Raw genomic sequence first — 22,965 nt, forward strand, 5'->3', positions numbered from 1 at the left:
TTTTTGTCTCATTTGAGATCCCATCTCACCCAAAACTAATTAATCGAGGTGCCCGCCAGTTTCTCTATTCAATTCCTCTATTCAATAAAGGACGATTATATGAAATGATCGTTCTTTTTTGTACCTTAAATCATCGTCGATCGAGCAGTTGAATCAAGCGGCTGACGTTTTCAGTTTGGGCGGCAACGATCGCGGCTTGCTCTCTAATGGTGACTTGTTGAGCCTCATTCATACGCTCAATTGCTAAGGTTTGTTGGGTAGCAACTTCGAGCAGGTGTTCGGTATTGGTGGTGAGGCGATCGAGGCGATCGTCCAGATTTCTAAATTTTTCGTCCACATCATGAAAGCCTACCGTAATCAATTCTGTGAGCCGTCCGATCTGATCGATCAGAATTTCTAGTTTTTGGCTCTGTCGGCTGGATGCCTGAACAAGTTGAGTTACAAGTACGGGCAGTTGGCTCCACTGCTGCTCAATCGATGGGTTGTTTGGGAAGTCTGTCATCGCTGTTCTTCTCGCTGCATAGAGAATGGTAGCAGGTTAGCCGCTTGATCGATAAAATCCCGCTGTGTTGAGAAGTCTCTTATGCGTCGGGTTGGCTTTGTGAAACGTTGAAGCGCATACTCAAATCGAGCCAGGGCGATCGCGTCATCGGGCCACTGCTTGAAATAAAATCCACGCCTGTTTGGGCGATCGCTCTGATCGTTTCCAAACTGACATTTCCCGATGCTTCGATTTTGATGCGATCGTTGTAGTGGCGAATCTTTTGCACCGCGTCCTTCATCAACTCTAAAGGCATGTTGTCCAGCATAATAATGTCGGCTTGATGGTGTAGCGCCTCTTCAACCTGGGACAGCGATTCGGTCTCGACCTCGATCGTCAACGGGTAGGGAATGTGAGACCGAACCTTGGCGATCGCAGATCCAATACCCCCAGCAGCAACAATGTGATTGTCTTTGATCATCGCTGCATCGTCTAATCCCATTCGATGGTTGACGGCTCCGCCGACCTGAGAGGCATACTTTTCGAGCAGACGCAGCCCTGGCGTTGTCTTGCGAGTATCGACGAATTGAGTCGGCAAATCGGCGATTTTTTCGACATACTTTCGGGTCATCGTTGCAATGCCACTCAGCCGCATCGCTAAATTAAGCGCCACCCGTTCGCCCGTCAGCAGCGCATCAAACGATCCTTGAAGGTTGGCGATCGCTTCACCCTTTTGACAAGTCTCTCCTTCTGCAATCAAGGGTTGAAACCTGACGGCCGCATCCAAGTGATGAAACACTCTGGCGGCGATCGGCAATCCGGCGATGATGCCTGTTTCTTTGGCGATCCAGACGGCGTGATTTTGCTGAGTCCCCGATGGAAAGAGGCTCTGCGTGGTGCGATCGCCGCGCCCAATATCTTCGAGCAGCCAGCTTTGGAGGAGTGGGTCGATCGCCAAAAACGGTGGCAGTGTAGCCATTGAAATATCTGCGTGTAGAGTCTTCGTCATTATAAACAGCGATCGCGTTTGAATTTCTTAATATCTGAACGTCTGTTCATACGTTATGATGAAGTCACAAACCAAAGGAGACGATTATGACGACTGTTACCCAAATGAAATGTGCTTGCGAACCCTGCCTGTGTGTGGTGTCTACAGAAGGTGGCGCAGTTGAAAAAGATGGCAAACTCTATTGCAGCGAAGTCTGTGCTGATGGACATCCTCAAGGACATGGCGACTGTGGACACAAAGGCTGTACTTGCTAATTGGTTTTGAGCTGATTAATGGTGGGGCCGTACTTTTCGATGCGACAGCTAGAAGAGGCTGCCCCTATTTTTAATGGATATATTTTTAATGAAAGGTTGCGATCGGATTTTCAGTAGGTTACTGAGATCTAAGGATCGTGAATTAAACAACCTGTAATTCTCGCGGTTTCGCGTCGTTTAATTCGGCTTCTGCCCCCTAAATCCCCCAAATTTGGGGGACTTTGAACCGCGAAACTGCCTTAAATTCTAGAATGTCTGCTTTCTCAAAGTCCCCCAGAATGGGGGATTTAGGGGGCGAAGCAACTAGGCAATCATCGATCTTATTTAATTCACGATCCTAAGCGCGATCGCTACAAATTTTTGAGCAAGTCAGTCTCAATCTAGATACTTTGTCGAAAGACTCTGACGGCTTCTCCGTTGTCTGTTTGAGCTATCAAAACGCATCTTGTGAGCAGGTCGATGTTGAGCGTCTCCAGTCCTGGCAATTCACTGCAATAGATCTGCTCATAGCCATCTTCTCGCAGGTGATGCAAGGTAAATAATCCATCTTGCCAAAACCAGACTTCAGAGACTCCTAATATTCTATATCGCGCCAGTTTGCTCTCGCCGCCGCTTGTAAAAACAACTTCAATTGATAAGTCAGCGATCGGTTTTAATTCGCCAATGCAATAAGACTCATCTGCTTGTGCAGACGCTTCGGTTTCTTTTTCCTGCGTCATGGAGCCAGTTGGCTTAAAGTTGATGCCTTTTTCGTAGAAGAACGTTTCGATCAGGTAGCCAATTAGACTTTTGAAAAATTCGTGATCTTGTCCAGGCATCAGAAGTTCGATCGTTCCCTTGTAGTAGGTCAGTTTGATGCCGGGGGAATCGGTCAAGCCCTGCTGAATCAGCTTAAAACTCTCCCAGGTGCCAGGAAAGGTCATCACTGTGTCGTGGGTTTTGTCGAGTAATTGCGTCATACGATCGCACTGCTGGCTATGAATGATTTTAACTCGCAGATGATGTGAGCGATCGCTTCAGATCTTCGTTGGGTCGATTGTAGCTTGACTCATACAGCGCATTCTCCTGGATCATTTTTGAGAAGTGTCAGAAGGTCTTGAGCGGCAGCATAGCTTTCGTAGGGCGACCAAATCTCGATAATGGGCAGTGTGTTATTGATTTCTGGTTCTTGAGATTCTAGAAGCTCTACGAAGTTACTAACTTGCTGCTGTTGAGGGGCTGGGAGTTTGCGCCATTTTTCGATGAGTTGCTGTTCAGAAAGCATAGGTTCTCCGATCGCTTCAGCAACCATTATAAAAGGCAGGATCAGGAAAGCGATCGCTCCTCCTCATCCTCTCAGTTTCATCTCGGTTCGCGGCGATATTTTTTGAGTTCTGGGATGCCTTGTAGAGGGTTGCGTGCCTGGTAGTCTTTGTGTTGTCCGTAAAACCAGAGGAGGGTGCAGGGGAGGACGATCGTGCCCCACAACAAAGCCACTTGCCACCCAGGAAGAAGGTTTAGAAATGCAAGGGTTGAATAGCAAACAGTGATAGGCAACCAACAAAAAAATGAAAACGCCAACGCTGCAAAAGATCTGCGAGAATCCGGTTTATCTCTATACCAGGCAATAAGACCAAAAATGGCAGCAGGAATAGCAACAGAACCAGCAACAGGAAGATTACTAAAAACACCAACAGAAACAATGATTATAATAGCACCGATAAAACCAGCAGTGATATTCAAAGTAATGGTAATAATGCCAGCAACAGTAATAGCAGCAGTTTTACGGTTTGTTATGGTTTCAAACAAAATCTCGATTCCAGCCCACACTAAACGCTGTGCATACAATCGACGTAGTTCGACCAGAAATGTAACCACGCCGAACAGTCCGAAATTCATGAAGAGATCGGGGGCAAAACGGTCTTCAATGCCTTGTTGTAGAAAAACCCAGAAACAAACAATCACCAGACTATTCAAGCCAAACAGCCAAGATGTCCAAGCTTGCGGCGACTGAAATGGCAAGTAAAACATTTGGATGAGTGCTACAGCAGATAGTAAGAAAGCACATCCTAGAATGACGCGATAATGCCAGCCTGTTTTGAATCGATACGTCATTCGCCGGAAGAGTCGTGACCAATCGCCTTTGTCTGGTTTTCGTCCGTTGATTAATCGATTCAGTAAATCAAGCTGTAGCTTTGGTGGAAGTCCAGAGAGCAAAAACGCCCATCTGAAAAGAGATTGTTGAACGCCTAATAAGTTATTAACTTCTTGTCTAATAAGATGTTCGATGTCGGGTGTGATGGTTTGTTGTTCGAGTAAGGCTTCTGCTTGAGAACTTAACTTTTTGGGTAAATCAACCTGTTGGCGAAGCGCGATCGCACACACCGGAATCACCAAACGCGGATCAAGATTCAATGGAGTTAGGTCCGTCTCGATCGGTGCCTCCTGCAACAAATAGGCGATGCGATTGGCGACGATCGACAAGGCAGATCTCAACACAAGTGGAGATGAGAAAACGTCACCAGCCGAAACGTTAGTTGTAGAGTCATAAGTCGAACCAAAAAATGGCTCCCAAACCCAATCCAGTAGGAATTTATTATCGAGCTGCGATCGTTCAAGCTGACATTCTCGAAACGCTGCTTCTATTTCTGGCTGGGAAATCAATCTCCCCAAGTGCCAAGCAGTTCGCCCCGACATTTCTGCATTTGAATGCCACAAAAACGGAACCAACCCCTGAGCCGCTCCCGGAGTCCCAATTCTCGCCAAATCATTCAGTGCATTCTGGTTGCCCGACTCCGCCAACTTTTTGAGCGCTGGAACTGCCAAATCTCCCATCCGAATCAACGGTTGCCGCACATCTGAGGAGTAGCGATCGGCGAGAACCTGAGCCGCTTTGGGCAAATTGCTTAACGACAACGCCTGAGCCGCCGCGATTCTTTGACTGCTTCCTCCACTTCTCAAACTCGCTTCCAAAAACTGAAAAACCGCCTCGCCTCTCGATCGCGTATTCGCCGCCACCGCCGCAAACGCCTGCACGATCGCTTCCCCTTCCGTCACCTCTCCCAATCGACTTTTGAACGCCTCAATAATTTGATCTGCCAACGCTTGATCGACCTGTTGAGCGTCTGCCAAACACTCAAACGCAGCGATCGCATCCCTCTGATAAATCCGCTCAATCAGCGAAGTGCTGTCTCCCACCAATCCACACCAGAGTTTGATCGGCTCCCGCCACGCGATCGCATCTGTCTCAAATCGAGCCACCAGATCATCCGCCCGATCGCGAAACTGATCTGCCACAAAAAACTCCTGCAACGTCAAATGAGCAAACTGATAGCGATCGCCTCCATCAATTTCCATGAGCAATCCACTGCGCTCGATCACTTCCTTCAACAATGGCTGAGTATCTTTGACCTCCAGATTCAGACTCGGCAACACCCGCGCAACTTGAGCAAACACAGACTGAAAATTGAGACTGCGACGACCCCTAGCGGGTAACTCGAAGAGATCGCTCCCTTGTTGTTCTTGCAGACAAGCCGCCAAATGACGCAGCACCAGCCGTTTCTCTCGCATCTTGTAAACGCTATAGCCTGACCCAGAATCTTGTTTTAAAGTCTCCCAGAATTGGGCGGTTGGGGGCAAAAGATTTGAACATCGAAGCGAAAAAACTTCATCAAGTTGACGTAACCTTCAACTAAAGCTTTCTGAAATCACGAACTACTGAGCGATCGCACCCGATTGACTGACAAAACCTTCTGCGTGGCGATCTGCTTCGCAAGCTCCTTGGGAAATAAACCAACAGATGTCAAATAGGTTCTGTAGACCACAAGTTTGACGAGTCGTCTTTTGACAAGGGCTATCACACTATGGGAATAAGCTTTTGTTGCACAAAAGTTAATGCTGTCAATTGTATTTGCTGCTTCCTTCGTGTGAGTTAAGTTAATTAGTACAAACCAATGAAATCAAAGTTGATGTTGATGTTGATGGGTGCAGTTTTTGCGACCTGTGGATTTGGGCCTGCTGTGAGTGCCAATCCGATCGCCCCCAAAATCAATATTTCTCGCTTGAGTGAAATCGATCGTCCCGAAACAAGAGCCAGTCTGCTGTTGATAACTCCTGAGTTTCAGTTTAGTCAGTTATCGCTCAAAGCGACCCCCCTGCAAGTGAGTCAAGCCGATTCTGATACGCCTGAAGAAGAACTGGTGGTCGAAGAAAAGCGAAGAACGGGATCGACTCCAGTATATGTGATTCCAGCCGCCGAAATCCAAAAGCAGGGTGCAGACAGTTTGGCAGAGGTGCTGCGCGGTTTACCAGGATTCGCAATTAATGACGCTGGATTTGGCGCAGATATTCATACCGGAACCTCTTATCGAGGAGCGTCGATTAATCAGTCGATTTTTATGATCAACGGCAGACCAATCGGCAGCAACATCAATACCTATCACGGCGCAACAGACCTTAATGCTATCCCAGTCGGCGCGATCGACCGGATTGAACTGTCTAGCGGCACTAGCGCCACGCTCTACGGCTCAGAAGCGATCGGAGGAGTTGTCAACATTGTCACCAAAGAAGGCTCAAGACAGTCTAAATTTGCTGGAGCTTCACAGTTTGGGTCTTTTGATGAATCTATCTATAAAGGTCAGTTTGGTGGCTCTGTAGGCGATCTGCGATATGCCTTTGGATATGATCGCGCCAAAGCTGAAAACAACTATCGAGTTCCGGTTGGGGCGGCTAATCGAGGCCCAGATGGTCGATTGTTTAACGCTGACTCAACTAAAGATAACTATTTTGGCAACTTCATTCTTGATTTGAATGCTCGAAATAGCCTGACCTTGGATGCGTCTAAAATTACAAGTCGGCGCGGCCTGCTGTATTTTGGGTTTCCCTTGCAGCGAGACCGTTTGGATCATGATGCGCTAAATGTGGGCTTGACTTTGAGTTCAAAATTAGGAGCTGGAGAAGATTCTAATCTCAGAACGACGCTGGCATTCAATCAAGATTATTTCAGCACCTATGGCCCGGCTCAAGGCAGGTTTTTTCGCAGTGGAAAGCTTGATTCACAAGCAATCAGCGCCAGGGTTGAGCATGACTGGAGAACGTCCACAAACAACACATTACGCTGGGGAGTAGACCTCAAAAACTCCTCATTAGATGGCGAAACGCTAAGTAATATTCCCCGATTTATTCCTCTAAACGAAACTGAAAATCGGGATCAGTTTCACGGAGCATTGTTTGCGCTCAACACCTGGCAAGTCACGAAAGGATTTCAAGTCGATGCAGGCTTGCGGCAAAACTTTAATAGTCAGTTTGGCAACTATCTTAATCCGAGTGTGGGCGCTCGTTGGGACGCATCACCTGCGATCGCCTTTCGAGGAAGCTGGGTGTCGGTGCATCGCAATCCTGGGTTGGATCAGTTGTATGTGTTTGACACGGTGCATAACTGGTTACCCAATCCTGATCTCGATCCAGAAACAGGGTCTTCGTGGACAGCGGGGGTTGATATACGCTTGGCACAAAACGTGACGGGGCAGTTAACTTATTTTGGGAGTCGATTAAACGATCGCTTAGGCATTCAAGCAGGTCGTTGGGCAAATATTGGTCTGGTTAATACCAATGGATTGGAAGCGGCGCTGCGGTGGAAAGTATCTCGTCAGTGGTCAACCTTTCTCAACTACACTTACACCGATGCCAAGATCGAAACAGGTGCCGAAAAGGGCTTCCAGCTTGGGTTAATTCCGTTCTCTGTGGGGCAGATGGGAATTGGCTACGAGTCAAATGGGTGGCAGCTTAATTTGTATGCCAGCTACTACAGTGGGGCGCGTCGAGCCTTTTTCAACAATTTTGGTGATACTAGCACCGATTTCTCCCCTGCCTGGGTCAATCTAGATTTGAGTGCGAGAATTCCTATTACACAAGGGTTGGGGCTGACGATTTTTATTGAGAACTTAGCCGATCGTAGTTATGAGAAAGTCAATCGTATTTATCAACCTGGGCTAACCTATCGAGTCGGGCTACAGTCTACCTTTTAGATTTAGCGTGCAGGAGAATGGAAGACTCAGGTTTATGGGTAAGGGAGGTTTTCAGCAGTGATATCACTCACCACATCAAAGACAAGACCGCTCTAACACCCTAAAAAGGAAATGGCACTGACTAAAGGTGAAGTTTGCTTAATAAGGGCTATTCTACTAAAGTCTTGTTTGGAAATTGCTGAACTAGCTACTTGACGAGAACCGAAATTCCAGATATTCTCTCAAATCAAGGACATCTTTTCGTTGCGGGAAGTTGTCCGATCGCCCAAAAAATCTAGTCTGTCGCCGCCCAAAGTTGCTGACAACAACCAAGGGCAGCTAACCCACGAGACTGATAGAGCAGTCCGGAGGGCTAATGGAGGATTTTAACACTCCTTTGGCCGCTCTGACTTGTTATGACCGTCGGGGCGGCTAGTTTTTTGGGTTTCTTCGGAAACCTAATTTGGAGTAATGACAATGGCAGAGCGCCTTTTGAACGCTGGCTTTTGGCTGTGCGATTTTGCTTACGCATTTCTAGAATTGATTCAACGCCGATTCCTTCCCGATTCCATTCCCCGTTTCACGATTACTTCGCTTCGCATTCCGCTTCAGGATCTCTTACCTGATGCTGTCGTTCCTCAATCTGATGAGTTTGAAGTGTTGCGCGTGTTAATCATCGGTTCTTCAGACGGCGTGACCGAAACGATTCAAAATTTGCACGTTCGACGATTTGCGAATGCTACTGAGTGGAGTCCTTTGCTGCCTGCGCCCTCATTTGGCGAAGTGATGAGTATTCTCACCCGACAGCGACGAAAATTGGCTGAATCGTGAATTCAATTTGATGAAGTCTTTCGCTGCGGTGTTAGCGTCTTCTGCCCCCAACTTCTCATTCTGGAAGACTTCCCCACAAAAATTGCGGTTCAAAGTCCCTCACTTGTGGGGGATTTGGGGGGCTGCCCAGATTGATAACCGTAGCGAAAGATTTCATCAAATTCACAGCTTACTGTCTCAAAAGTTGCCAGCATTCTTGCGCGATCGCCCAGTCTTCCTGAGTCTGAATCACCAGCACTCGAATGGTCGAATCTGACGTAGAAATGTCCTGATCTTTGGGAGAATTTGCGTTCTTTTCGGGGTCAATTTTCAAGCCTAAAAACTCAAATCCTTCGCAAGCCGCCGCCCTGATTTCTGGGGAATTTTCGCCCACGCCAGCCGTAAAAATCAGCGCATCTAACCCTTTGAGCGAGGCTGCCATTGCCCCAATTTGAGCGCGAAGCCGATGAATGTAAACGTCAAACGCCAATTTCGCCTGAGCATTGTTTTCTGAAATCGCCGCCAAAATTTGCCGCAAATCCGCAGACACCCCAGACACGCCTTTCAATCCCGACGATTTGTTTAACATTTCATCCAGACGATCGGCGCTCAAGCCCTCCTGACGCAATAAGTGAATCAAAATTCCTGGATCAATCGAACCCGATCGACTGCCCATCATCAGCCCTTCCAGCGGCGTAAAGCCCATCGTCGTATCAATACTGTGACCATTTTGAATCGCAGCCAACGAACAGCCATTGCCCAAATGACAGGTGATCAGGCGCAATTCTGACAAGTCCCGATTGAGAATCTGGGCGGCACGATCGGCACAATAGCCATGACTAATGCCATGAAACCCATAGCGACGAATGCCTTTTTCAAACCACTGATAAGGAATCGGATAGACCGTCGCAGCGAGGGGCAATTGGGCATGAAACGCCGTGTCAAAAACAGCAACCTGTGGCACTTCACCGAATACCGTTGTGATCGCTTCAATCCCCTCCAAATTAATCGGATTGTGAACCGGAGCAAACATAGAAAGCTCATCGATCGCCGTCTTCACCTCTGACGTAATGCGGACACTTTGCCGATATTTTTCTCCCCCATGTACAACCCGATGTCCGACAACATCAATGTCTGAAGGCTTCTCAATCACTTGAGTTTCACCATTCCACAAAGTATCTAGCATGTGAGTCAGAATGCTCGATCGCTCCGTTGCTTCCAGTTCCTCTTTGAGAATCGCCCCCTGTGTTTTAACCTTAAGTTCTACAACATCTTGCTGATGTGTCCAATCCGCAGTCGCTTCCCAAATCGGTTGCAAAAAGTGATCCGGCAGCGTATCTCCGGTGATCTCATACAAACAACTTTTCTGACTACTCGACCCAGCATTCAACACCAAAATTTTCATCCCTCATCCCTCTCGCGAAGCGTGTCGAAGACAACCGCTCATCCCTCATCCCTCATCCCTCATCCCTTCTATGTTCCCTGCAAATTCTGCAACTCAACACTGAGATGAGTGCGATCGCCCAACCGTTCCAACAGCGGCCCATTCGCATCAAACTTAACCACGCTCACCGAGGCTACAGGTGCCCCAATCCGAACGCGAAATCGACCCAGATCAATCCCCAACAAGCTACACAAAATAATCCGAATCGTCGCCTTGTGCGAAACCACGAGAACATTCCCACTACCGCACTGTTGCTGAATTTCGGTAATCACAGTAGACGATCGATTAGCCACCTGAACGGCTGTCTCTCCTGCGGTGGGCGAATTCCAGGCGGGTTCCGTCAGCCATGCTAGATAGTCATCCGTAAACATTTCTTTTACCGTTTCGACCGTTTCACCTTCCCATTTGCCATACTGAATCTCTTTTAATCCGTCTCGTAACTGCATTTCCATTCCAATCGCATCACAAAGCGGTTTTGCGGTCGCGATCGTGCGCTTCATCGGACTGACAAAAATAGCCTTCCAGGGAAGTGACCGATACGCTTGACCAAAGGCCTCTGCCATCTGCACTCCCTCTGGTGTGAGGTCAGGATCTAATCCGCCACAGTAGCTATTTTCTCGACTAAAAGGGGTCTGCCCGTGACGCAGAAAGTAAATTTTTAGGCTCATTGACTCAGAGTAAGGGATAGTGGTGGGAAATGAGCGATCGTTGGATTTTGTAACCGTTGATCGCCCATTCCCGCATCTTACACATTTGCTTGTAGACCTGACACTAAGAACCCGATCGTGCCCCTCCTTCTGCTCCTTCTAGAGCGGGTGTTCCTCCTCCATCCGTGTGATCTAGCGATGTTTTTGGCGTTTCACGAGTTTCAGGATTGCGGTAAAATCCCCAATTCCAGTTTTGAACTTCTGGCATGTCTTCGCCATTCTCGTTGATGTAATGTTTGTGATCAATGAGCTTGTCTCGAATGATTTGCTTGACGTGTGCGCCAGTGCTTCTGAGTCGAGGCACGCGATCGATCACATCCTGCGCCAGATGAAAGCGATCGAGGTCATTCAGTACGACCATATCAAACGGCGTGGTCGTCGTTCCTTCTTCCTTAAAACCTCGAACGTGAATATTGGAATGATTGGTACGGCGATAAGTCAAGCGATGAATGAGATAGGGATAGCCGTGATAGGCAAAAATAATCGGCTTATCCGTCGTAAAGATCGAGTCAAAATCTTTGTCAGACAAGCCATGCGGATGTTCGATCTTAGGTTGCAGCGTCATCAAATCCACCACATTCACCACTCTAATTTTGAGATCGGGGAAGTGTTGACGTAAGAAATCAACGGCCGCCAATGCTTCTAAAGTCGGCACATCTCCCGCACACGCCATCACGGCATCGGGTTCAGCGTCTCGATCGTTGCTGGCCCATTCCCAGATTCCCACGCCTGCCGTACAGTGTTTGATCGCATCCTCCATGTTTAACCACTGCAATTCCGGTTGTTTTCCGGCCACAATCACGTTGACATAGTGCTGACTGCGTAAACAGTGATCCGCGACCGATAATAAAGTGTTGGCATCCGGTGGTAAATAGACGCGAATTGTACTGGCTTTCTTATTCACCACATGATCGATAAAGCCAGGATCTTGGTGTGAAAAACCATTGTGATCTTGTCGCCAAACGTGTGAGGTCAGCAGGTAATTTAGCGATGCGATCGGTCTTCTCCAGGCGATATCTCGACAAGACTCTAACCATTTGGCGTGCTGATTAAACATCGAATCAATAATGTGAATAAACGCCTCATAGCATGAGAAAAATCCATGTCTTCCAGTGAGCAGATAGCCCTCTAGCCAGCCTTGACAGAGGTGTTCGCTGAGAACTTCCATCACGCGCCCATCGGGAGAAATATGATCATCCGTGGGCAAAATTTCTGCTGTCGAAACGCGATTGGTCACTTCTAAAACAGCCCCTAACCGATTCGAGTTATTTTCGTCAGGACTAAACACTCGAAAGTTTTGGTTCTCTAGATTCTCGACCATGACATCGCGGAGAAACTGCCCCAAAATGCGCGTCGATTCGGCCTCTATCGTGCCGGGTTGCTCCACTTTCACGGCGTACTTTCTAAAGTCGGGCATTTTCAAAGCTTTGAGCAACAGCCCCCCATTTGCGTGAGGATTTGCGCCCATTCTACGATCGCCCGTCGGTGCCAGTTCTGCCAATTCAGGAATCAGCTTTCCCGTCTGATCAAATAGTTCTTCTGGACGATAGCTTTTCATCCAGGTTTCCAGCATTTTCAAGTGTTCTGGCTTGCTGGCTAACTCCGCTAAAGGCACTTGGTGCGATCGAAACGTATTCTCAACTTGAACGCCATCGACGACTTTGGGGCCTGTCCAACCTTTGGGCGATCGTAAGATAATCATCGGATACTGAGGACGCTCCGTGAACCCGTGAGTTTTTGCCTCTCGCTGGATGGATTGGATTTCTGCAACGATCGTATCGAGCGTTTCTGCCATCAATTGATGCATCGTTTCTGGATCGTCCCCTTCCACAAAGTAAGGTTTGTATCCATAGCCAGTGAATAAGTGTTCAAGCTCCTGATCGCTTAATCGTGCCAAAACTGTAGGATTCGCAATCTTATAACCGTTGAGATGCAGAATAGGCAACACTGTGCCGTCACGAGCCGGATTGATGAATTTGTTTGAATGCCAGCTTGCCGCCAACGGCCCCGTTTCTGCTTCGCCATCACCGATCACACAGCAGACTAATAGATCAGGATTGTCAAAAACGGCTCCATAAGCGTGAACTAATGCATACCCCAATTCTCCACCTTCATGAATCGAGCCTGGGGTTTCGGGTGCCGCATGACTGGGAATCCCACCGGGATAAGAAAACTGGGTAAACAGCCGTTTCATGCCCGCTTCGTCTTGCGAAATGTTGGAATAAAACTCGCTGTAAGTTCCTTCTAAATAAGTGTTGGCGACCATTCCAGGCCCACCATGTCCCGGCCCAGCAATATAGATTGCATTCAAATCGTAGCGTTTGATAATTCGATTGAAATGAACATAGATAAAATTCAAGCCTGGTGTGGTGCCCCAGTGACCGAGCAGACGGGGTTTCACCTGTTCTAATCTAAGTGGCTCTTTGAGCAAAGGATTGTCGCGCAGATAGATTTGTCCAACGGATAAATAATTTGCTGCACGCCAGTATGCGTTCATTTTGTGCAGTTCTTCATCAGTCAAAGCAGGCTTTGTTTGAACTGTGTTAGCAACTGTCATAAGAATAATTGCCCGTGAACTATGGGTGTAGTCTATCTCAACAAACTTGAACACGACCAAAAGGAGGAATAGCCAGTTTTGATGGTTTCCCTGGTTTTGGTCGCACTGGCACTATGTTGAAGAATTACGATCAAGAATACAATTAAATCTTGGTTAAAGTCGGAGAACTCGACGAAATTTTCAGCTACATCAACGCGGAAATAGCTGCTAAAACCAATGGTCATTCCTAAATCGCTTTATGAAGCTATTCGACAGCGCGCTCAATTTCAGTGCGAATACTGCCACTATCCCGAACTTTTGAGTTCTGCTCCTTACCCATCCTGAAAGGCTAATCAAATCTAAGAAGGATTTTGATTTATCTTGATTGAATTAAATAGCTGCTTATCCAGGTATACATAGCTTTGCGGCGCAACTAATGACGTTGAAACGTGACTCAAGGAAAGAAAGTGATTGAGTTGATAAACTTTACCTACTTCTATGGCAACTCCTTGTCTAATATGGTCATAATAATCTTGAAAAAATTGTTGATCAACGCCTGCAACTTCACTATAAAATCGCCACAATTCCTCCGGACTTGCCACCTGAATTCCTTGAACCTCAAAATATCCAACTATTTTCTTAAGCGGAGTAGTTGCATAAATAACAACATGTGATACTTCAGAGGCAAAACGAGTTTTACGAAATTCTACCTTCTTTTTGCCTTCTAGAATTAATTGTGCAAATTCGGGATGCATAGACATTAAAACTATGTTGCAAGGTGATTCTTTAGCCATTTTGCTGCTTTAAAAGATAAACTAGAGATAGATTGTGGAGCTTTTTTAATAATGCTTTCCTCTAATAGTATTTTTAGTGGAATAGGTTCAATAACCGAGCGAGCGAGTCGAAAGAGAATTACAAGAACATCACCTTTACTGCATAGACTTTCGATTTCGGGATAGTTATAAACAGTTCTTTTTCCAACAGAACGAGCAATCATGTGAGGATCACTAGAGACAATTATACTCTCGACTACCCCATATGTAGTGACCCCTCCATGCTTTCCTGAGCAGTAGAAGAAAATAATGTCTCCAGGAGCAATCTTCCTTGTTTTTGCATGGCAAAGGTAGGCTTTACGGATACCATTTCCAAACGAATGTTCCCCTGGTAAAAGTTCTAATTGTGCCTCTGCTCCTGGAAAAAGCACTTTGTGATATCTGGGGACAATTGGGATTAAAAATGAATTTGTTCCATCAAACTTAACTTGGTTTGGCCCAAATCTAATATTGAAATCTAAAGGTGCTAAAAACTCATAATCTTCGCTTGAAAATTTGAGTAATTTGAGAAGGACAATTTCACCCCTCTTCGAGGTGCATGAGGCCTCAAAGCCAAAACTCTCTAAAAGATTTAGAAGTTCAATTTGCTTTTCAAAAGTTGTGATATAAATTGATGCTTGCTGATTCTGATCTGCGTAATCAAAAACCGCTTTCAGCAGTAGTTCACCAAAACGGTAGCCTCGAAAGTTTTCAGCAATCTTGAAGCTGCACACCTTTAAACTTGGGGTTGGCATCCCCTCATATTCTGGGACATCGTTGGGCTTAATAATACAGATGCCACCAATCCCACCGCCTCCCGTCTCAATTGTCCAAACCGGGCGATGTTGCAGCTTGCATTTTCTAAACCATTCATCGAACTCTGGGTAGTCCAATCGAAAAGAATCAAAAATCGGCTCTTCTAGGTCTAACTCATGAGCATATCGACTGCGGACTGCTGGAGGGGGAATAGGTGTGATTGGGAAGAGTGCCCGAACAATTGAAATCGCTTCATCGGCTGTTGCGACTCGTGTTTCTAATCCTAATTGTGAAGCTTTTTTACTTAGCTTTACATCATTCGTAACTAAGTAATCAACTGCATCTGCATCTACCGCAGACAACAGCGTCAGATCAACTTGATCATGCTTATTAAGGGATTCAACTGTGAAAGCAGCTTGAATTTTTTTCGTTACTGAGGGAGGGCTAGGTAACACTGGGTACTTATCGAGGAGTACCTTTCGCATTTCCCACCGCTTCCTATTTTTGTCTCCGCTCAACTCTTGAATAGATGCATTATGAATGTAATACTGCTGTTTTCCCTCGTTTAACCGTCGTAAGAGTTCAGCGATCAGTGGTGTATCCGTTTCGACATTCTCTAATTCCGTTGGCTCTGCGGGAATAATAATATTAGTATCCAGAAGAAACTTCATGCTCTACACCGCTATGAATTTCAGTAGTGCTAGTAGTGTAAGGCACTAGGACAGAGAATTAGCAGAGATGCCTACGTGTTGTGCCTTCAGCAGAGTTTAAAGCATGATTACTCTCACATCACTTGAATCATGGCTGACTCGAACCAACCGATCGCCCCGATCGAATTAAAGCGATCGTCAAAATAACTGCGATCGCCTTACATGGATCAGTTAAACCAGACAGAATGCAGACTTTATCCCTCGTTTAGAATTGAGTCCAAAGTCTCTGGGGTTAACGGACAGATTTCTACACAAATCGTACAGGCTGACCTTCTTCGGGAATACGATCGACTTCGATCCGATAGGTGCCAGAAAATCCGGTGCCACCAATATCAAACTCCCAGCCGCCGTCTACTTTTCGCATGGGGGTTGCGCTTTTGAGATCATCCTCTCCATCCGCAAACTCTTCGCCCGTGTAGAGATATAGCTGAAGCGTCGGCTGCAAAATTGCCCGCACATAATACTGTTTGGAAAATACAAGATTGTCAGAAAAGCCCAACCCAAACAAATCCCGCTCGCCCACGTAAAATTCTAATCGCATTACTAAGTCCGTTTGCGTCACGCTCGAACCCGTATTCAAAAAGCCCTCCCAAATCAGTCGATCGTCGTCTGCCCAAGGAAACGAGAGCTTGCTAGCGTCTTCGCTAAAGTCGGCTGACCGAAACGGCCCATAACAATTTTCGGCCTCTTTACTTTGGTGAAACAACTCAAAATCAACGCCGCGCGGCTTAACTGACACACCTAAAAAGATCTCACTTTTGCCAAACAAATCAAAGCCCCGTTTGATCTGAGCGCTCACCTGACGAAGGCGCGATCGCACATCGCCCAAAAAGAATCTGGTTGCCACCTCAAACGATTCACGAGCGCTAATTAACGAATCAAATCCCCCATGTGGCTTGTGCAAAAATGTCCGAGGGGCCCCTTCGATCTGAGCAGAAAACTGTTTGACCAACCCATCGCTGCGATTGTAGTTCAACCCATCTTCTCCCGCCGCCGCAAACAAACGATTTAACACTGCCGCACCCTGGCTGGCGTAAGAGCGATAATTCGTCCCCACGACACAGAGCAAGCGATCGAGCGGAAAGTGCTTTGAGAAATTCACATACGCTGCATCGTTGTTGGGATCTTTCTGGTTGTCAGGGTTGAAGTGTTCTATCTCGTTTGATGACTCTAAATTTAGCCAGCGAAACTCTCGCACCAGTTGAAAAGAAATGCCTTTGTGGGGCGTTCCGAGCGTAACGATTTTGTTGATGGCGCGATCGGCTGCCAATGCGCCCCGTTTGGGATACGCCCGTTGAATCGCTTCTCGCACCACCAGACCGCCCATCGAGTGAGCAATAATGTTGACCTTGGGCGTACACTCCTGCTTAATCGCAATCAGAGCGCGAATAAACTCAATCAGCCGCACCAGCGCCTCCCCATAAACAGAGAATCGGCGATCGCACAAATCGTAGTAGCGAAACACCCACAAACTATGACAGGGATCATCCGTCGATCGCAGCAGTTTCAACGCCATCGCCGGGTCGATAATCACCTTCCCCTGAAAAAAGCTCGGGTCAAACACCTTCAGCGCTTCAGGAATCACCGGAGGAGCCGTCATCTGGTTGGCATAATAACCGACCACATTAGTCGCATCGTGATAGCGCCAGTCAGACTTGATAAACCGCAGAATCAGCCCCTCATAAATGTAATTTTCGCCACGTTTTTGTGGGTAGACGCTCCCATCGTTAAAACCTTGATAGGTGAGTCGCCGCTCATCAACGGTATCCGTCCCCCCAAAGCCGCGCACCAAAATCACAGGCAACGGACGACGCACTGGATCAGACCATCCGGGATTTGACATATTCACTCCAAAAATCTCGACGAAATATGAACAACCTGACGAGACTCAGCCGATTCTACAAGTCCACCTTCAACAGTCCCACGGAACCATTGTGATGCATGACTCTCCCGTAAACTCACTGAGCCGTTGTAAATATTTTCAAACCTAGTTTTAAAGCCCGTCCCTCATCCCTCATCCCTCATCCCTCATCCCTCATCCCTCTCGCGAAGCGGATTACCCCCAAAGGGGGAACAGATCATCGAAGACAACCGCTCATCCCTCACAAAGCGATCGATCCCTCGCCTCCACCTCCCCATTCGTCCTTAAATAATCTCGCGCCCAGTCACAGCCATATTTCAGCAAGTCTAGATTGAGAATTCGGTACAAGTCCCATAAAATCACCGTCTGATCATCACTTGCAGAAGCCAACAATCGCCCATTGTGGCTAAAAGCAACATCCCAAACCGTGCCCCGGTGTCCCGTCAGCGTCGTCAAAAGCGTGCCATTGATACTCCAGAGCTTGACGGTGCCATCCATACTCGAAGCGGCGATCACCTGACCTGTGGGGTTAAAGTCTACTCGAATCAGCGCATGGCTCCCAGAAGTCAATTTGCGAGGTTGATCGAGAAACTGACCCTGACCATTCTGTGTCCAGAGTTGGATCGTCCCCTCGCTGTCAGTTGAAACGATCGCCTCTCCAGTGGGACTAAACTGCACCCCCCACACGGTTGAACTGCCGTTTAAAAGCGTTTTGTCTGGCCGACTCAAAAACTGCCCTGTCGAATTTCGCTTCCAGAGTTGTACTTTGCCGTCACCTGCCGCAGACGCTAACCAACGCCCATCCGGGCTAAAGGCCAAATCGAGAATTCTAGCTTTGTGTCCCTGCAAGGTTTGCAACAGGGTGCCGTCTAGCTTCCACAGTTTGATCGTTGTATCGTCGCTGCCCGAAGCGATCGTCCGTCCATCAGGACTAAACTTAATCGCCATAATTCCCGCGCCGTGTCCCTTAAAAGTTTTCAACGCAGTGCCATCGAGCTTCCACAGTCGGATCGTCGTGTCGTCACTGGCAGAAGCCAAAATTTTCGTCGGAGCCGTATCCGGGCTAAACGCTACTTTATTCACCGCCGCACTGTGTCCTTTGAGGGTTTTTGAAACGGTGCCATCAGGTTTCCAGAGTTTCACGCTTTTATCCGACCCCGCCGACGCGATCGTTTGCCCATCAGAGCTAAACGCCACACCCCAAACCACAGAACTGTGACCATTCAGCGTCTTGAGCAGGGTCGATCGCGGCTTCCACAAACGGACTGTGCTATCTGCCCCCGCCGTCGCCAACATCAACCCATCTCGACTAAAATCCACGCTATACACCCCCGACAAGTGCCCCTTGAGCGTCGTCAAAAGTGAACCATCTCGCTTCCACAACTTCACCGTGTTATCGACGCTGGTAGACGCGATCAGTTGACTATCGAGACTAAAGGCAACCTCGTTTACGCCTGCCGTGTGCCCTCTCAGCGTGTGAAGCAGCGTGCCATCTGACCGCCACAACTTCACCGTGTTGTCTTCACTGCCCGACGCGATAAACGCCCCATCGGGACTATATGCCACTCCCAAAACGGCCGCCTCGTGCCCCAAGAGCGTTCTAAAGGGCTGAGGTGAAAACTTTCCGGCATCCTGTCGCCAAAGCTGGATCGTATTGTCGGCGCTGGCTGACGCGATCGTGCCTCCATCGGGACTAAAGGCGACACTCCACACCGGAGAATTGTGGGATTTGAGAGTCAAAATCAGCGTCCCGTCCGATCGCCACAGTTTGATCGTGTTGTCTGCGCTGGCCGAGGCGACTAGCTGACCATTGGGGCTAAAGGCGACATCCCAAACGGGCCCAACATGTCCTCTGAGCGTGCGATAGGGGGTGGTGAAGCTTCCCGTTTTGTCGCGCTTCCAGAGATTCACCGTGTTGTCTAAGCTGGCTGACGCGATCGTTTGTCCATCGGCACTAAACGTGACTTTGTAGACGGCTCCCCCATGCCCATGCAGATCTTTTAACAGCGTGCCATCGGGTCGCCACAGCTTAATCGCATTGTCTGAATCAGAAGAGGCGATCGTCTGCCCATCGGGACTAAACGCCACCCCCAAAACGCCCGTTCCGACTGAGAAGCGATTGGACTCAACCACGCCATAGATCGATCGTTGCAGAGCCGTTTCGACTTTTTCCTCGGTTTCAGGGTCATGTTCATAAACAGTTTGAAGTCGGCGCTTGGACTGAATAGCCGCCATCAGCGCATCAAACCGTCGATCAGACGCATACAGCGCATCCGAAGACGTCGCACTCGCCCGAATTTCACTTAGAGTTGCCTGACGAGATTGCCAAAACGTCGCCATCGCCAGCCCGATCGCCACCACCAATAAGACACTCATCAGCGCCAGCAGCGATCGTTGTCGTTTGAGGTGAGTGCGCTGTTCTTTGAGGCGAGCCTGCACTTCTTTGAGCCGTTCTGCTTCCAGGGTTTTCTGGACTTCCTGGCGATCGAGATCCTGACTGGCCGCCAAAAACTGATAGTCCTGGTCGCTGAGACTTTTTCCCCGTGCCCACAGTTGAGCATCCAGCAGCGTTTGACCTCGCAACAGTCGAGAATCGTCCGCACAGCCAGAATTCAGCCATCCCGTCAGCGCCTCTGCGTAGGGCCGCCGTTTTGCCAGTTGTCGCTCGACCCATTCGAGGTTAAAGACCGCTTCATAGATGGGGTTTTTGATTCTCAACTGTCCCTGATGTTTTTCAACCAGACCCGACAGCAATAAATCTCCCTGTTCTCGGCTGCCATCGGCGGGAATGCCCTGATGACTGGTTCTAAACGTGGGCAAGTCGGCGGGAGCAGCGGGCGGCGAGAGAAGAATTTGTTGATAGAGTCCCAAAAGTCGGCCCGACTGAGGTTGGTTTCGCAAGAGGCGATCGCGAATCGTTCTCAGATGTTCTGGCTCGTCTTGAGTTTCCCAGTTGTGAATGATGCGGCTGTGAAAGATGTGTTCGAGTCGAGCGGTCAGCGGTTGAGTAGATTGAGCGGCTGGCTCTGCGCCTCCCAGTTCTTGGACAACGATCTGACACATTTTTTGCGTCAAAAACGGCTGGCCGCCCGTCCAATTTAAAATCTGCTGCAACACAGCCTTGGGGTGACTGACGACGCTAATCAGATCCGGGAGCAACGGAGCCGCCTCCGACAATTGAAAGCCATCTAGCTCGATCGCCTGTCCGATGTTAAAAGGCGTTCGTGTTTTGTCGGTGATCAGATCGGTGGGCGTGGCGACCCCCAAGAGGGCAAAGCTGAGATGGTTGTAGATCGCCTGTTCTGCGCGTTTGTTGTAGCAGGCCCGAATCAGCGCAAAAAAGTCATCCGTCGGAAACTTTAAGCCCAGCACGCTGTCAATTTCGTCAATAAAAATTACGATATCTTGCGTCACCTGAGCGAGAAGAATGGTTTCTAAAAAATCACTCAACCGATTGACCAGAGAGAGATGGGTGCGATCGCGCCACCAGCTTCCCAGATTGACTTTTAGCTGAAAATTGCTGACCAGAGAAGCGGCGATCGAGGCGTACCATTGTTCTGCGGTGACTTGTTGGGTGCCGATCGCGGTGATATCAATTACGCCACAAAAGATTCCCTCTTCGCGGAGTCGCTGCATCGTCTGCACCCGCAAGCTTGACTTTCCCATTTGTCGGGCGTTAAAGACATAGCAAAATTCTCGCTGCTGTAACGCCACATACAGGTCATCATCGGCTCGACGCTTAACGTAGCTGGGCGCATTAGGTGGAAGACTGCCGCCAACTTGATAGCGAGAGACGGGAAGCTGAGATGCGACCATAGGAGAAGCTTTAAGTTTTGATCTGGACGCTGGACTGTAGACGCTAGACTGTAGACTTTGGACGCTGGACTTTGGACGCTGGAGTTTAGTATTCAGTAGACCCCCTGCGTGAATAGAATTTTCGATGTCACCTGCCGCTTAGGTCTTGCTCCGTTTGGGTCGGCTTGTGCCCCCTAAATCCCCCATTCTGGGGGACTTTGAAACCGCAAGTCTTGGCTCAAAGTCCCTCACTTGTGGGGGATTCAGGGGGCGTTTCCGGATTCGCGCAGGAGGTCTAGTCTTCGGTCATTGATTTTCAGTCCCAGGTCTAAAGTCTAAAGTTTACAGTTCAACGTCTAAAGTCTAAAGTCCAAGCTCCTCTATCTTTACTCAAAACTTTTCTAGCTCACCGCCAATGACTGGGCAAAGTATTTGCGATACAGGTGACAGCTTGGTACAACGTGCTGGTCGCGAATCTTGACCAACCCCTTGCTTTGAAGTTTGAAAGACTGAACGGCTTCTAGCTCGATCGGGGTCGGAGACAACACAACTCGCTTGAGCGCCTCTACCAGTTCGGGGTATTTCTGCAAATCCCACAGCAGGTTTCTCAAATGGGGGCTATAGATACTTTCGGTGGAGATGGCGTTTTCATTGAGTTGTTCGAGGGTGACCTCTTCTAGACTGAGGTGATGCAGCGCCAACTGTACCAGATAAGGACTGCCCCCCACCAGCGTCAGCAAGTCGTCAGCGCAGGTTTCGGGTTGTTCTAGTCCATATCGCTGGGCCAGATCGCAGATTTGCTCTTGGGTAAAGGTTGGTAGCTCGATCGCCAGCCCCGCATTAAAGGGCGATTGGTGCATATTTAGCGGCACGTAGACTTCGGTAGAATGCACCAGCACGAGGCGCAGTTTTTGCCAGAGATCACTTCTACCATCGCCATAGCGGGCTTTTTCGTACCAGGCTCTCAACATGCCAAAAAAATCGGTGGCAATTTCGGGATATTCAAACACCACATCGACTTCATCAAACGCCAGCACCAATGGGGTCTCGACCTCTGACAAAATGTAGTTCTCAAAGTAGTTGGTGCAGTTGTAGCTGTTGCCAAACAGATCGTCCCAATGCTTCTCTAGCTGGTTGGGGAGGCCCAGGCTCTGAGTGACAACGGCACAAAACCACTGCAAAAAGCGCTTTAGATCAGTGAACACAGTCGAGTCGGCCAGTTGCAGGCTGGAAATGGCCGTAGCAAATCGCTGATCTCTGGCTTGAGAAAGTACTCTGGCGACGAGGGAAGTTTTTCCCATTTGGCGGGGGGCTTTAATTCTCAACAACGCCCCTGGTTGAAGAATGGTGTCGTAGGCCAATGTCTCGATCGGGGGCCGTTCGACATAAAAGTTGGAGTCTAGCGGTAGTTGACCACTCAACAATACTTGCTGCCGATTTCCCCCCAGGGAGTCTGAGTCCGCATAATCTTCGGCTCCTAACGTCAGGTCAAACGCCCGAAAGTAGTTTTCTAACGTCTGCTGATCGACCGCAACTTTACGACTTCTCACCCGGGCCAACGTGTTGGGGCTAAGTCCGGTACGATCGCTCAATTCTTGCAGCGTATAGGGCTTTCCAAAATTGCTTTGGCTGACCGATCGTTGCTCTGCGGTCTGCAATCGTTGCCACCCTTTTGAGCTTAGGATGATTCCTCGTTTTCGCTTGATTTGATGAGGGCGTTGCGACATGCGGGTAAAGGGGGACGACACAGAAGAAACCGGATGACCATGAAAGGAGCATTCTAATACGATTTCACCCTGTCGTTGC

The 22,965-nt window shown here is 48.4% G+C and carries 16 protein-coding genes; 3 read left to right on the top strand and 13 right to left on the bottom strand.

The genetic code is table 11. The features are described 5' to 3' along the window. Nucleotides 1-130: 130 nt before the first annotated feature. On the bottom strand, nucleotides 131-502 hold the full coding sequence (locus ACKFKF_RS05430; protein WP_446857316.1) for a hypothetical protein: 372 nt from the start codon (nucleotides 500-502) through the stop codon (nucleotides 131-133). A 79-nt stretch (nucleotides 503-581) separates the two neighbouring features. Next, on the bottom strand, nucleotides 582-1,460 hold the full coding sequence (gene nadC, locus ACKFKF_RS05435) for a carboxylating nicotinate-nucleotide diphosphorylase (protein ID WP_446866744.1): 879 nt from the start codon (nucleotides 1,458-1,460) through the stop codon (nucleotides 582-584). 116 nt (nucleotides 1,461-1,576) lie between these two features. Here nadC and ACKFKF_RS05440 point away from each other — a divergent pair, with 116 nt between their 5' ends. Beyond that, a complete protein-coding gene (locus ACKFKF_RS05440) occupies nucleotides 1,577-1,744 on the top strand; it encodes a metallothionein (RefSeq protein ID WP_446857314.1) in 168 nt (55 codons plus the stop codon). A 380-nt stretch (nucleotides 1,745-2,124) separates the two neighbouring features. On the opposite strand, the gene ACKFKF_RS05445 is transcribed toward ACKFKF_RS05440, so the two are convergent. From ACKFKF_RS05445 to ACKFKF_RS05455, 3 genes are all read right to left on the bottom strand, one after another. Beyond that, a complete protein-coding gene (locus ACKFKF_RS05445) occupies nucleotides 2,125-2,703 on the bottom strand; it encodes a Uma2 family endonuclease (RefSeq protein WP_446866745.1) in 579 nt (192 codons plus the stop codon). A gap of 89 nt (nucleotides 2,704-2,792) precedes the next feature. After that, nucleotides 2,793-3,008, bottom strand: coding sequence for a hypothetical protein (locus ACKFKF_RS05450; protein WP_446866746.1), 216 nt, complete (start codon nucleotides 3,006-3,008; stop codon nucleotides 2,793-2,795). A gap of 77 nt (nucleotides 3,009-3,085) precedes the next feature. Next, on the bottom strand, nucleotides 3,086-5,293 hold the full coding sequence (locus ACKFKF_RS05455; protein WP_446866747.1) for an NACHT domain-containing protein: 2,208 nt from the start codon (nucleotides 5,291-5,293) through the stop codon (nucleotides 3,086-3,088). Between the two features lie 383 nt (nucleotides 5,294-5,676). Here ACKFKF_RS05455 and ACKFKF_RS05460 point away from each other — a divergent pair, with 383 nt between their 5' ends. Then, a complete protein-coding gene (locus ACKFKF_RS05460) occupies nucleotides 5,677-7,749 on the top strand; it encodes a TonB-dependent receptor plug domain-containing protein (protein WP_446866748.1) in 2,073 nt (690 codons plus the stop codon). A 456-nt stretch (nucleotides 7,750-8,205) separates the two neighbouring features. Beyond that, a complete protein-coding gene (locus tag ACKFKF_RS05465; RefSeq protein WP_446857308.1) occupies nucleotides 8,206-8,559 on the top strand; it encodes a hypothetical protein in 354 nt (117 codons plus the stop codon). A gap of 169 nt (nucleotides 8,560-8,728) precedes the next feature. On the opposite strand, the gene ACKFKF_RS05470 is transcribed toward ACKFKF_RS05465, so the two are convergent. From ACKFKF_RS05470 to ACKFKF_RS05505, 8 genes are all read right to left on the bottom strand, one after another. Then, complete coding sequence (locus ACKFKF_RS05470; protein WP_446866749.1) at nucleotides 8,729-9,943, bottom strand: acetate kinase; 1,215 nt, start codon at nucleotides 9,941-9,943, stop codon at nucleotides 8,729-8,731. Between the two features lie 68 nt (nucleotides 9,944-10,011). Then, nucleotides 10,012-10,650 (bottom strand): histidine phosphatase family protein, encoded by a 639-nt coding sequence (locus tag ACKFKF_RS05475; RefSeq protein WP_446866750.1) that lies wholly within the window; start codon nucleotides 10,648-10,650, stop codon nucleotides 10,012-10,014. Nucleotides 10,651-10,753: 103 nt separating this feature from the next. Next, nucleotides 10,754-13,246: a phosphoketolase family protein gene (locus ACKFKF_RS05480; protein ID WP_446866751.1), complete on the bottom strand. Its 2,493-nt coding sequence runs from the start codon at nucleotides 13,244-13,246 to the stop codon at nucleotides 10,754-10,756. 338 nt (nucleotides 13,247-13,584) lie between these two features. After that, nucleotides 13,585-14,019: an ASCH domain-containing protein gene (locus ACKFKF_RS05485; protein ID WP_446866752.1), complete on the bottom strand. Its 435-nt coding sequence runs from the start codon at nucleotides 14,017-14,019 to the stop codon at nucleotides 13,585-13,587. Continuing rightward, nucleotides 13,992-15,464 carry a GNAT family N-acetyltransferase gene (locus tag ACKFKF_RS05490; protein ID WP_446866753.1) on the bottom strand — a complete coding sequence of 491 codons (1,473 nt, stop codon included), beginning with the start codon at nucleotides 15,462-15,464 and terminating at the stop codon, nucleotides 13,992-13,994. Before ACKFKF_RS05490 ends, ACKFKF_RS05485 begins: the two co-directional genes overlap by 28 nt. A 286-nt stretch (nucleotides 15,465-15,750) precedes the next feature. Continuing rightward, nucleotides 15,751-17,346 carry an esterase/lipase family protein gene (locus tag ACKFKF_RS05495; protein WP_446866754.1) on the bottom strand — a complete coding sequence of 532 codons (1,596 nt, stop codon included), beginning with the start codon at nucleotides 17,344-17,346 and terminating at the stop codon, nucleotides 15,751-15,753. Between the two features lie 252 nt (nucleotides 17,347-17,598). Next, on the bottom strand, nucleotides 17,599-21,180 hold the full coding sequence (locus ACKFKF_RS05500; protein ID WP_446866755.1) for a WD40 domain-containing protein: 3,582 nt from the start codon (nucleotides 21,178-21,180) through the stop codon (nucleotides 17,599-17,601). Nucleotides 21,181-21,560: 380 nt separating this feature from the next. After that, nucleotides 21,561-22,886 carry an AAA-like domain-containing protein gene (locus ACKFKF_RS05505; protein ID WP_446857302.1) on the bottom strand — a complete coding sequence of 442 codons (1,326 nt, stop codon included), beginning with the start codon at nucleotides 22,884-22,886 and terminating at the stop codon, nucleotides 21,561-21,563. Nucleotides 22,887-22,965 lie beyond the last annotated feature (79 nt).

The organism is Phormidesmis sp. 146-12, from assembly GCF_052939495.1.